The sequence below is a fragment of the Pseudacidovorax intermedius genome, assembly GCF_003350475.1.
Classification (GTDB): Bacteria; Pseudomonadota; Gammaproteobacteria; order Burkholderiales; family Burkholderiaceae_C; genus Xenophilus; species Xenophilus intermedius.
Window position 1 is genome coordinate 606,533 of the sequence record NZ_QQAV01000002.1, and the last position, 11,313, is coordinate 617,845.

An 11,313-nucleotide genomic window follows, 5' to 3' on the forward strand; every position below is an offset into this window, starting at 1 on the left:
CGCTGGCGATCAGCCCGCCACGGCGGCAGCGAGATTGCGCCGCGCCTGTGGCTCCCGTTCGGCACGGATTCCGGCCGTCAGGTAGAGCGGCTGGCGGGCGAGGAAGCCCGCCATCAACTGCCGGCGCCGCGGCTCGAACACCTCGGGCGGCACATGGGCGTATTCGGCGCGGATCTGGCGCTCGTACTCGGCGTAGCGGGCGGGCGGTGCGCCGAGGATGGCCAGGTCCACATCCAGCAGCAGCCGGGTGTCCGGGTCCTGGGGCGCCTGCGCGCCGGGCTGGCCGTGGCGCGTCGCCATCACCAGGGCATGCACGCGTCCGGCCGTTCCGGCTGGCGCGCCCGCCGTGATCAGGGCATCCCGTGCCCAATCGGCGCTGCGGGCCTCGTTGTCGCCGGCATGCACGTCGTACACGGCGTCGTGGAACCACAGGGCCAGCGCGACCTCGGCGGGCCGCTCGGCCAGACCGCGGTGCGCGGCCAGCAGGTGCAGGCACTCGTCCAGGTGCTGCAGCGTGTGGTAGCCCCGCTGGGGCTCCGCATAGCGGGTGCAGAGCTGGTCGAGCAGCCCGACCGGTGCCTGCGCGCCGATGTCGGTCCAGGCCTGTAGCCAGCCGGCGCCGTGGCGGGCAAGGAAGGCGTCGCGGTCCATGGCGGCGGCTTCTTCGCTCACTGCGCCATCGCGGCGCGGACTGCGGCGCCCAGCTCCAGCACCGCCATGGCGTAGTAGCTGCTCCAGTTGTAGCGCGTGATGACGTAGAAGTTCTGCGTGCCGGCGACGTAGCTGGCCGGCGCACTCGGGCCGTTCTGCAGCTCGATCAGGGCCAGCAGGCCGCGGTGGCGCAGGCCGTCGGCGTCGAGCTGTGCGCCGCCGGCGACGAAGGCATCTGCGCTGAAGCTGGGCACGATGTCGGTCGCCAGCAGCACGGGCAGTTGGGCACGCGCCGCGTCGACGCGCACGCCATAGGTGGCCGGCAGGCCCGGCTGCCAGCCGAAAGCCTTGAAGTAGTTGGCCACGGAGCCGATCACGTCCTCGGGGTCGTTCACCAGGTCGATGCGGCCGTCGCCGTCGTAGTCCACCGCGTACTTGGCGATGCTGCTGGGCATGAACTGCGGCATGCCCATGGCGCCGGCGTAGCTGCCGACCGGCGCCGTGGGGTCGGCGTGGGTGCGGCCCTCCTGCGTCAGGAAGTTCTCCAGCTCGCCGCGGAAGAAGGCCTGGCGCTGCGCGGCGCGCGGATGGGCCTGCGGAAAGTCGAAGGCCAGGGTGGCCAGCGCATCCAGCACGCGGAAGCTGCCCATCTGTCGGCCGTAGATGGTCTCGACGCCCACGATGCCCACGATGATCTCGGCCGGCACCCCGTAGTCCCGCTCGGCCCGCGCCAGCGTTGCGGCGTTGTCGCGCCAGAAGCGAACGCCAGCGCCGATGCGCACCGGCTCGACGAAGCGGCTGCGATAGGCGGCCCAGTTCTTCGCGCCGCTGCCCGCCGGCGCGGGCAGCATCAGCCGTGGCACGTTGGGCAGCAGGCGGGCCTGGGCGAGGGTGGCGCGGACCCACGCGGCGTCCAGGTTCTGGCGGGCAGCGATCTCGTCGGCGAAGGCCATGGCGTCGGCGCGGCCGGCGTAGGCCTCGCCGACGGCGCCGCTGCGCTTGGCGGCCTGCTTCGTCGATGGCTTGGCGGATCGGCGGGCGTCGTCGCGCTTCGGGGCGGCGTCGGCGTCATGGGCAGGCAGGGCCAGCGATGCGCACAGCGCGAGCGGCAGGAACGGGGTGGAGCGCATCGGCGCGATTGTGCCGAAGAGTGAAGGCCAGGTTCACACTGGCCAGCGCAGCCGGCGGAAGTCCCGTCGCAGCGCGGCCAGGCCATCGGTCGGATCGCGTGCGTAGCGCTGGGCTTCCAGCCGCAGCAGCCACTCGCGCGCCGGCGTGGCTTCCTCGCCATGCCGCGTGGTCAGCAGCTCAGCCAGGCGCCTGGGCGGGCTGCCGGTCGGCGCGGCCACGCCGGCACGGGCCGCGCGCGCACGCGCCCGCGCCAGCAGCCGAAGCCAGGGGTCGGTGCGACGACGCTCGCGCCAGGCCCAGGCCGCGCCGCCCAGGCTGGCGGCCACCAGTGCCATCAGCAGCACCCGGGCCAGGTCGGCCGGGCTGGGGCTGTCCATGCCGAGGGCCTTGAGCAGGTCCAGCTGCCGGGTCTGCGTGTAGTTCAGCACCCGCTGGTTCCAGGCGTTGTTGACCGCCTCCCACAGCGCGCGGGCGTGCTGCATCAACGTGGGGCTCATGGCGCCGATGGCCCCGGCGAGGAAGCCGGGCGGGGGCACCAGGCGCTGGAACTGGCCCACCCGGCCCGGCGACACGGCCGCCGTCGGGTCCACGCGCCACCAGCCCTTGCCTTCCTCCCACACCTCGGCCCACGCATGGGCGTCGCTGTTGCGCAGCGTCCAGTAGCCGTCCACCGGGTTGATCTCGCCGCCCTGGAAGCCGGTGACGATGCGCGCCGGTACGCCCGCGGCCCGCATCAGGATCACGAAGGACGAGGCGATGTGCTCGCAGAACCCGGCCTTGCGGTCGAACCAGAACTCGTCGGCCGTCTGCGCGCCGTAGACGCCGGGCTCCAGCGTGTAGACGTAGCCGCCGGTGCGCAGCCGCTGCAGCACGGCGTCGACCAGCGCCGTCGTGCTGCCGCCGGCCTGTGCCTGCAACTGGCGGGCGAGCGCGGCCGTGCGCGGATTGCTGCCGGGCGGCAGCGCCAGGTTGAAGCCCGGCAGGCCGGCCCGGTGCACCGGGCCGCTCGTGAAGTCCAGCTGGCTTTGGCCGCGGTAGCGCAGCAGGTCGCCGATGGGGCGGTTGGTGCTCCATTGCAGGTCGTCGCCCTGGAGCGCGCGCAGGCCGTCGGGCAGGGCGGGCGCCGTGCGCATGGCGTCCAGGGCCAGCAGCCAGGGGCGATTGCTGGGCTCCAGCGTGATCTCGTAGCCCACCGGCTTGCCGCGGCTGCGCAGCTGGGGCAGGCCGCGCTCCCACGGCTCGGGCGATGTCCATTCGACGCCATCGAAGCGCGACAGCACCGGCCCGCGGAAGTACAGCGCGGTGCGAGGGGGCGGGGCGTCGCCGTCGAAGCGCACGCGCGCGGCGATGCCGTCGTCCACCGCCAGCTGGGCGATGGTGCCCACGCGCATGGTGGCCGACAGGCCGCTGCGGCCGGTCATGCCCTCGTTGGGCGTGCCCCACAGCGGCGCCAGCCGCGGGAAGAAGAGGAACAAGGCCAGCATGACGGGCGCGCCGGCCAGGGTCATGAAGGCCGCGATGCGCGCGGACTGCGCGAGCGGCGGCCGGCCGACCGGCATCTGGGCATTGACCAGCGCGGTGAGCAGCCCCATCAGCGCCAACAGCATCAGCGCCGCCGTCAGCAGCGACTGCGACTGGAAGAAGCTGGTGAGCATCACGAAGAAGCTCAGGAAGAACACCACGAAGGCGTCGCGTCGTGCGCGCAGCTCCAGCGTCTTGAGCGCCAGCAGTACCACCACCAGCGTGACGCCGGCCTCGCGGCCGAGCAGCGTGCGGTAGCTCAGCCAGGTGGCCGCCAGCGCGAGCAGCAACATGCCCACGCGCCAGCGCCGCCCCGGCAGCGGCGCAGAGCGCCAGGCCAGCAGCCCGCGCCCCACCAATACGGCGCCGGTCAGGACGCTGGTCCACAAGGGCAGCGTCGGCACCTGCGGCAGCAGCACCACCGCGATGACGGCCAGCAGGAAGAGCGTGTCGCGCGCGTCGCGCGGTAGGCCGGCGGCGCGGGTGCGAAGGCGAAGGGGCAGGGCGGTCACGGCAGCGTCAAGGGGCAAGGGCCAGGGCTTCGAGGCAGGCACGTCGGTGGGCTTCGCCACGCGACGGCCCCAGGCTGCGCCCGCCGATGCGCAGGCCGTAGTCGAGCTCCAGCCGGTCGGCCTGCAGCACCCAGGCCGTCAGGCGGGACAGCCGCGCCTCGGCATCGGGCAGGCCGGTGGCGGCGGCATCCAGCCAGAGCGAATGGCGCGAGGACTGCTGGCTGTCGCGGCTGACCAGTTCCTCGGAACCGGCCGCCTGCGCGCGGGCCACGCGCTTCCACACCAGCTGGCGCAGCGGGTCGCCACGCTGGTAGACGCGCACCCCTTCGAAGCCGCTGCCGCCGGCCTGGCGCCGGGCCGAGCTGGTGTTGTCCGCATCGGCGGGGCCGGTGGGCAGCGGCGGCGCACCCACCTCGGCGGCGGGCCAGACCAGCAATTGCGCCGCCGGGCGCCAGACGGTCCAGACGCGGAAGGCACCCATGGGAAAGCGCGTCTCGGCTGTGAGCGTGGGCACGGCATGCAGGCCGCGGCGCGGCGGCAGGAAGGCGATGCCCACCGTGGTCCCGCCCTGCGCGGGCACATCCGTCCACGACCAGTGGCCGCTGCCGCGCACGGCCAGACCGATGCCGAAGCGCGTGCGCCGGCCCGTGTTGTGCAGCACCACCCGCAGCACGGCTGCCGCGCCCGCATGGCCGGGCACGGGCGGCAGCAGGTGCATCTGCAGGCCGCGCAGCGTGCCGTGGCCCACATGCATGCCGGCCACAGCGCAGCCAGCGATGAGGAAGGTCAGCAGGTAGCCCAGGTTGAGCTGGTAGTTGATCGAGGCCACCAGCAGCACCATCAGCGTGGCGGCCAGCAGCAGCCCGGCGCGGGTCGGCAGGATGTAGACCTGCCTTTGCGTGAGCGTGACCTGGTCGCTGGGCGCGCGGCGCGCGAGCAGCCAGGTCTCCATGCGCTGGCGCAGGGGGAGGGCCATGGACGGTCGGCGCCCGGGTCAGGGCAGGGGCACGGCCGCCATCATGGCGCGCACCTGCTCGATGGCGCCGCGCCCGGCATCGCCGACCGGGTTGAGCCGGTGGGCGATGGTCTGCGGCAGCACGGCCTGGATGTCGTCGGGCGCCACATAGTCGCGCCCGGCCAGCAGCGCCTGCGCCTTGGCGGCCCGCAGCACCGCGATGCCGGCACGCGGCGACAGCCCCTGCAAAAACCAGCGGCCGGAGCGCGTGGCCTCGATCAGGTCCTGCAGATAGGCCAGCAGTGCGGGCGCGGCATGCACCTGCAGCACGCGCTGCTGGATCGCCCGCAGCTCGCCCGCGGTCAGCAATGCGGGCAGCGTGCCCAGCATCTCGCGGCGGTCGGCGCCGGAGAGCAGCTCCAGCTCGGCCGCGCGGTCCGGATAGCCCAGCGAGATACGCATCAGGAAGCGGTCGAGCTGCGATTCCGGCAACGCGAAGGTGCCCAGCTGGTCCAGCGGGTTCTGCGTGGCGATGACGAAGAAGGGTTCGGGCAGCGGCCGCGTCTGGCCTTCGATGGTGACCTGCTTCTCCTCCATGGCTTCGAGCAGCGCGCTCTGGGTCTTGGGACTGGCGCGGTTGATCTCGTCGGCCAGCAGCACCTGCGCGAACACCGGCCCGGGATGGAACACGAAGCCCTGCTGCCCCCGGTCGTAGATGGAAACGCCCGACAGGTCGCCGGGCATCAGGTCGGCGGTGAACTGCACGCGCGAGAACTGCAGCCCGAAGGTGTGGGCCAGCGCGTGCGCCAGCGTGGTCTTGCCCACACCCGGCACGTCCTCGATCAGCAGGTGCCCGCCCGCCAGCAGGCAGGCCACGCCGTCGCGCACCTGGGGGGCCTTGCCGACGATCACCGTGTTAAGCTGATTCAGTAAGGCGGCGAGCTTGGCGGCCACGTCCATTTTGGTATCCATCCGCAGAAGATAGCGCATGCGCCCCGGCTGGCCGCCGCCTGGGGCCATGCACGAGAAGACGAGACATGGGCAACACCGGCTACTACACGCACCGCGATTTCTGGAAGCATGAAATGGGGCGCGGCCATCCCGAATGCCCCGAGCGCCTGGACGCGATCGAGGACCGCCTGCTCGTCACCGGCGTGGCCGATGCGCTGGAGCGCCACGACGACGACATCCCCCTGGCCACCCTGGCCCAGATCACCCGGGCCCACAGCGCCGAGCACATGGAGCGGCTCGAAGCCCTGGCCCAGCGCCTGGTGGCCGACGCGCCGGCCGGTGGCCCCGACCATGCGCCCGTCGATCCCGACACCTCCCTCTGCCGCGGCACGCTGCTGGCGGCACGCCGCGCGGCCGGTGCCGCCATCGCGGCCACCGACGCGGTGATGGGCGGCCAGTTGCAGAACGCCTTCTGCGCCGTGCGCCCGCCGGGCCACCATGCCTGCCGCGAGCAGGCCATGGGCTTCTGCTTCCTGAACAACGTGGCCATCGCGGCGCGGCATGCGCTGGACGAGCACGGCATCTCCCGCGTGGCGGTGGTGGACTTCGACGTGCACCACGGCAACGGCACCGAAGATATCCTGGCCGGCGACCCGCGGGTGCTGATGGTGGGCATCTTCCAGCATCCCTTCTACCCGTTCAGCGGCACCGACCAACCGGCCGACAACATGGTCAACGTGCCCATCCCCGCCTACACCCGCGGCATGGACGTGCGCGAGATGATCGAGGCGGTGTGGATGCCCCGGCTGGAGGCCTTCCGGCCCGAGCTGGTGATCGTGAGCGCCGGCTTCGACGCCCACCGCGAGGACGAGCTGGGCCAGCTCGGCCTCAACGAGAACGACTACATCTGGATCACCAGCCGCATCCGCGAGGTGGCCGACCGGTATGCCAAGGGCCGCATCGTCTCGCTGCTGGAAGGCGGCTACAACCTCGACGCGCTGGCCCGTAGCGTCGAGGCGCATGTGCGGGTGCTGGCCGACCTCTGAGCGCCGGCGCGCTCAGGCCTGCCAGACGCCGTAGCCTGCCTCGCGCAGGCCGATCGCCAGTTCCACTTCCATCTCCACGGCGGCGCGGTAGGGCATGGGGTTGTAGGCTTCGTACAACTCGGGCATGAGTCGCTCGCCGTACTTCAGGACGAAGCGATTGGCCTGCACCCCAGCCATGTGGCGGTCGAAGCGCAGGTCGGGGTCCAGGCCCGTCATGCCGACGTAGACGCAGGGCTTGAGGATGTCGTGGTCCGGGTTGGCGCGGCGGAAGGCCGGCTCGTTCCACACGCGCTCGGACAGCAGCACGACGTAGACGTGGTGGTGGTCTCGTGAGCGGCGGCGCGGCATGGGCGGACGATTGTCCGTCGGCACCCTGCATGCCGACGGTTGCCGGCTGACATCGACGTCTGCTCGCCGAGCCGACGCCGCTTGGTACCCTCGCCCCTCCCGCAACTCCCGTGATCTTCCCTGCAGGGGAAGCCGCCAGCGCATGCTCGACTGGAATGGATTCGTACAGCGCCTCTCCGAGGTGCACGCCCGCACACTGTGGATCGAGATCGCCGCGCTGGTGCTGTGCCTGCTGCTCGCCTGGGGCGTGACCCGGTGGTTCGGCCGCGACCAGCCGGGCGATTCGCTGTGGTTCGGCGAGAAGAGCTTCGACGGCTTGCTCTTTCCCCTGCTGGCGCTGGCCTTCACGGATCTGGCGCGGCGGCTGCTGCTGACGGTGCAGCCCACGCTGCTGCTGCGGGTGGCGGTGTCGATCTTCCTGGCGCTGCTGGCCATCCGGCTGTTCGCGCGGGTGTTGCGGCGCGTCTTCCCGGCCTCGGCACTGGTGCGGCTGGTGGAGCGCACCATCTCGTGGGTGGCGTGGGGGGCCGCCATCCTCTGGATCGTGGGGCTGCTGCCGCCCGTGCTGGCCGAACTGGAGGCGATCAACCTCGGTTTCGGCAAGACGCGGGTCAGCCTGCGCACGCTGTTCGAAGGCGTGCTGTCGTGCGGCGTGGTGCTGATGATCACGCTGTGGATCTCGTCCACCATCGAGAAGCGGCTGCTCACGCCGGCGGTGAGCGACCTGTCGATGCGCAAGGTGGCCTCGAACGCGGTGCGTGCCGGGCTGCTGCTGGTCGGGCTGCTGTTCGCACTGTCCGCCGTGGGCGTGGACCTGACCGCGCTCTCCGTGCTGGGCGGCGCGCTGGGCGTGGGCCTGGGCTTCGGTCTGCAGAAGCTCGCGGCCAACTATGTGAGTGGCTTCGTGATCCTGCTGGAGCGCTCCATCCGCATCGGCGACAGCGTCAAGGTCGACACTTTCGAAGGCCGCATCACGGACATCAAAACCCGCTACACGCTGATCCGCGCCGGCAACGGCCGGCAGGCCATCGTGCCCAACGAGTCGATCATCACGGGCCGGGTCGAGAACCTGACGCTCGCGGACCTCAAGACCAATCTCAACACCGTCATCGCCGTGGGCTACGACAGCGATCCGACGCAGGTGCAGACGATCCTGTGCGAGGCCGCCGCCGCGCAGGACCGGGTGCTGGCCGACCCGAAGCCGGTGGCCTTCCTCACCAACTTTGGTGCCGACGGGCTGGAATTCACGCTCAACTACTGGATCAGCGATCCGGACAAGGGCAAAGACAACGTGCGCTCGGCGGTCAACATCGCGGTGCTGGACGGACTGCGGCGGGCCGGCATCGACATTCCTTTTCCGCAGCGGGTCGTGCGGGTGGCGTCGCTGCCGCCCGGCATGGGCCAGCAGACGCCCCCGGGCGGCGAAGGCCTGCCCCTGCAGGGCGGCGGGGACGCCACCGGAGGCGCCTGAACGGGGCCGTTGCGGGCTGCGAAGGGTGGTGGGCCGGTGATCAACGGCCGCTCCAGCGCCGGCCTTGTCCCTCGGTCCGTGTCGCCAATGCTGCAGCGCACGAGGAATCCGTCACTATAATCTTCAAAAAAGCACGATCGTTCTTTTTATTGCGGTGGCGCTGGCCGCCCGCGTCGTCCCAGCGGGCAAAGCACGCCCGCCGGAGGGGTCGCCCTAGAATGTTTTGCTGAGTTGCGCAGCAACACGCCTTTTGCAATCAACGGAGTCAAGCCAATGAAGATTCTGGTCCCCGTCAAGCGGGTCGTCGACTACAACGTGAAGGTGCGCGTCAAGAGCGACGGCAGCGGGGTGGACATCGCCAACGTCAAGATGAGCATGAACCCCTTCGACGAGATCGCCGTCGAAGAGGCCGTGCGGCTGAAGGAAAAGGGCGTGGCCACCGAGGTCATCGCCGTCAGCTGCGGCGAAGCCAAGTGCCAGGAAACGCTGCGCACCGCCATGGCCATCGGCGCCGACCGCGGCATCCTGGTCGAGACCACCGAGGAGCTGCAGCCCCTGGCCGTGGCCAAGCTGCTCAAGGCCCTGGTCGACAAGGAACAGCCCGCGCTCATCATCCTGGGCAAGCAGGCCATTGACGACGACGCCAACCAGACCGGCCAGATGCTCGCTGCCCTGGCCGACCTGCCGCAAGCCACCTTCGCCAGCAAGGTCGAGGTCGAAGGCGACAGGGCCAAGGTCACGCGCGAAGTCGACGGCGGCCTGGAAACCATCAGCCTGAGCCTGCCGGCCGTGGTCACCACCGACCTGCGCCTCAATGAGCCGCGCTACGTCACGCTGCCCAACATCATGAAGGCCAAGAAGAAGCCGCTGGACACCGTCAAGCCCGAGGACCTGGGTGTGGACGTCAAGCCGCGCCTGAAGACCTTGAAGGTCAGCGAGCCGGCCAAGCGCGGCGCCGGCGTGAAGGTGCCCGACGTCGCCACGCTGGTCGACAAGCTCAAGAACGAAGCCAAGGTCATCTGATCGGCACGGACACGACGAAGGAAAGACAAGACATGACCGCACTCGTCATTGCAGAACACGACAACCAGTCGATCAAGCCCGCCACGCTGAACACCGTCACGGCCGCTGCCGCCTGCGGCGGTGAGGTCCATGTGCTGGTGGCCGGCCAGAACGCCGGCGCCGCCGCCCAGGCCGCCGCGCAGATTGCCGGCGTGGCCAAGGTGATCCATGCCGACGGCGCGAGCCTGGCCGAGGGCCTGGCCGAGAACGTCGCGGCCCAGGTGCTGGCCCTGGCCGGCGACTACAGCCACATCCTGTTCCCGGCCACCGCCGCGGGCAAGAACGTCGCTCCGCGCGTGGCCGCCAAGCTGGACGTGGCGCAGATCAGCGACATCACCAAGGTCGACAGCCCCGACACGTTCGAGCGCCCGATCTACGCCGGCAACGCCATCGCCACCGTGCAATCGGCCGACGCCAAGAAGGTGATCACCGTGCGCACCACGGGCTTCGACGCCGCCGCTGCCACCGGCGGCAGCGCGCAGGTCGAGACCAAGGACGCCGCCGCTGACAGCGGCAAGAGCGCCTTCGTGGGCCGCGAGGTGAGCAAGAACGACCGTCCCGAGCTGACGGCGGCCAAGATCATCGTGTCGGGCGGCCGTGCGCTGGGCAGCAGCGAGAAGTTCCAGGAAGTGATGACGCCGCTGGCCGACAAGTTGGGCGCCGCCATCGGTGCCAGCCGCGCGGCGGTGGACGCGGGCTATGCGCCCAACGACCTGCAGGTGGGCCAGACGGGCAAGATCGTGGCGCCGCAGCTGTACGTGGCCGCCGGCATCTCGGGCGCCATCCAGCACTTGGCCGGCATGAAGGACTCCAAGGTGATCGTGGCGATCAACAAGGACCCGGAAGCGCCGATCTTCAGCGTGGCCGACTACGGCCTCGAAGCCGACCTGTTCACGGCCGTGCCGGAGCTGGTCAAGGCGCTCTGAGGCTTTAGGCCCGCGGCAGCACGCACCCAAGGGCATCGTTCGCGATGCCCTTTTTTCTTCGCCGGGCGCGCCTTCGCGCAGCCCGCGCGGCCGCATGCCGGACGCGGCGGTGCGGCGCACCGTTCCATTCGCCATCGTCATTCGAGGAGACACCCATGAGCTATACCGCGCCCATCAAGGACATGCTGTTCGACATCGAGCATCTGGCGCGCATCGACGAGATCGCCCAGATGCCGGGTTTTGGCGACGCCGGCCTGGACACCGCCGCCGCCGTGCTGGAGGAATGCGCCAAGCTGACGCAGGACGTGATCGCGCCGCTGAACGTGGCGGGTGACCGCGACCCCTCGTCCTTCAAGGACGGCGCGGTGCGCACCACGCCCGGCTTCAAGGACGCCTTCCGCCAGTACGCGGAGGGCGGCTGGCAGGGTCTGCAGCATCCGGTGGACTTCGGCGGCCAGGGCCTGCCCAAGACCATCGGCGCGGCCTGCGGCGAGATGGTCAACAGCGCCAACCTCAGCTTCGCGCTGTGCCCGCTGCTGACCGACGGCGCCATCGAAGCATTGCTGACGGCCGGCTCGGATCAACTGAAGGCGACGTACCTTGAGAAGCTGGTGAGCGGCGAATGGACCGGCACCATGAACCTGACCGAGCCGCAGGCCGGCAGCGATCTCGCCCTGGTGCGCACCCGCGCCGAGCCGCAGCCCGACGGCAGCTACAAGGTCTTCGGCACCAAGATCTA

At 70.8% G+C, this 11,313-nt stretch carries 11 protein-coding genes; 5 read left to right on the plus strand and 6 right to left on the minus strand.

Annotation, left to right across the window (positions count from 1 at the left end; genetic code table 11):
• Positions 1 to 9: 9 nt before the first annotated feature.
• The 5 genes from DFR41_RS09460 to DFR41_RS09480 are packed head-to-tail and all read right to left on the minus strand — an operon-like array spanning position 10 to position 5,730.
• On the minus strand, positions 10 to 651 hold the full coding sequence (locus tag DFR41_RS09460; protein ID WP_114802550.1) for an HD domain-containing protein: 642 nt from the start codon (positions 649 to 651) through the stop codon (positions 10 to 12).
• A 17-nt stretch (positions 652 to 668) separates the two neighbouring features.
• Complete coding sequence (gene mltB, locus DFR41_RS09465) at positions 669 to 1,781, minus strand: lytic murein transglycosylase B (RefSeq protein WP_114802512.1); 1,113 nt, start codon at positions 1,779 to 1,781, stop codon at positions 669 to 671.
• Positions 1,782 to 1,814: 33 nt separating this feature from the next.
• Positions 1,815 to 3,815, minus strand: a complete 2,001-nt coding sequence (locus DFR41_RS09470) for a transglutaminase TgpA family protein (RefSeq protein WP_244917698.1) — start codon at positions 3,813 to 3,815, stop codon at positions 1,815 to 1,817.
• Positions 3,816 to 3,822: 7 nt separating this feature from the next.
• Entirely contained in the window at positions 3,823 to 4,791 is a 969-nt protein-coding gene (locus DFR41_RS09475; RefSeq protein ID WP_114802513.1) for a DUF58 domain-containing protein, read from the minus strand.
• 18 nt (positions 4,792 to 4,809) lie between these two features.
• Entirely contained in the window at positions 4,810 to 5,730 is a 921-nt protein-coding gene (locus tag DFR41_RS09480; protein WP_017761809.1) for an AAA family ATPase, read from the minus strand.
• Between the two features lie 77 nt (positions 5,731 to 5,807).
• Here DFR41_RS09480 and DFR41_RS09485 point away from each other — a divergent pair, with 77 nt between their 5' ends.
• Positions 5,808 to 6,767, plus strand: coding sequence for a histone deacetylase family protein (locus DFR41_RS09485; protein ID WP_017761808.1), 960 nt, complete (start codon positions 5,808 to 5,810; stop codon positions 6,765 to 6,767).
• A gap of 12 nt (positions 6,768 to 6,779) precedes the next feature.
• Here the strand turns inward: DFR41_RS09485 and DFR41_RS09490 are convergent, their stop codons facing one another.
• Entirely contained in the window at positions 6,780 to 7,115 is a 336-nt protein-coding gene (locus tag DFR41_RS09490) for a hypothetical protein (protein WP_017761807.1), read from the minus strand.
• A 142-nt stretch (positions 7,116 to 7,257) separates the two neighbouring features.
• On the opposite strand from DFR41_RS09490, the gene DFR41_RS09495 reads away from it, so the two are divergent.
• The 4 genes from DFR41_RS09495 to DFR41_RS09510 all read left to right on the plus strand — a co-directional run.
• Positions 7,258 to 8,586, plus strand: coding sequence for a mechanosensitive ion channel family protein (locus DFR41_RS09495; protein WP_017761806.1), 1,329 nt, complete (start codon positions 7,258 to 7,260; stop codon positions 8,584 to 8,586).
• Positions 8,587 to 8,859: 273 nt separating this feature from the next.
• Positions 8,860 to 9,609, plus strand: a complete 750-nt coding sequence (locus tag DFR41_RS09500; protein WP_114802514.1) for an electron transfer flavoprotein subunit beta/FixA family protein — start codon at positions 8,860 to 8,862, stop codon at positions 9,607 to 9,609.
• A 32-nt stretch (positions 9,610 to 9,641) separates the two neighbouring features.
• Positions 9,642 to 10,574 carry an electron transfer flavoprotein subunit alpha/FixB family protein gene (locus DFR41_RS09505; protein ID WP_017761026.1) on the plus strand — a complete coding sequence of 311 codons (933 nt, stop codon included), beginning with the start codon at positions 9,642 to 9,644 and terminating at the stop codon, positions 10,572 to 10,574.
• Between the two features lie 155 nt (positions 10,575 to 10,729).
• Positions 10,730 to 11,313, plus strand: a 584-nt coding sequence (locus tag DFR41_RS09510) for an acyl-CoA dehydrogenase family protein (RefSeq protein WP_211322567.1), incomplete at its 3' end; no start/stop codon positions are given.

Excerpts from the sequence above, each read along its gene's own strand:
- DFR41_RS09490 (WP_017761807.1), bottom strand. The coding sequence starts at position 7,115 with ATGCCGCGCCGCCGCTCACGAGACCACCACCACGTCTACGTCGTGCTG.
- DFR41_RS09505 (WP_017761026.1), top strand. The coding sequence starts at position 9,642 with ATGACCGCACTCGTCATTGCAGAACACGACAACCAGTCGATCAAGCCC.
- DFR41_RS09485 (WP_017761808.1), top strand. The coding sequence starts at position 5,808 with ATGGGCAACACCGGCTACTACACGCACCGCGATTTCTGGAAGCATGAA.
- DFR41_RS09500 (WP_114802514.1), top strand. The coding sequence starts at position 8,860 with ATGAAGATTCTGGTCCCCGTCAAGCGGGTCGTCGACTACAACGTGAAG.
- DFR41_RS09495 (WP_017761806.1), top strand. The coding sequence starts at position 7,258 with ATGCTCGACTGGAATGGATTCGTACAGCGCCTCTCCGAGGTGCACGCC.
- DFR41_RS09475 (WP_114802513.1), bottom strand. The coding sequence starts at position 4,791 with ATGGCCCTCCCCCTGCGCCAGCGCATGGAGACCTGGCTGCTCGCGCGC.
- mltB (WP_114802512.1), bottom strand. The coding sequence starts at position 1,781 with ATGCGCTCCACCCCGTTCCTGCCGCTCGCGCTGTGCGCATCGCTGGCC.
- DFR41_RS09480 (WP_017761809.1), bottom strand. The coding sequence starts at position 5,730 with ATGGACGTGGCCGCCAAGCTCGCCGCCTTACTGAATCAGCTTAACACG.
- DFR41_RS09460 (WP_114802550.1), bottom strand. The coding sequence starts at position 651 with ATGGACCGCGACGCCTTCCTTGCCCGCCACGGCGCCGGCTGGCTACAG.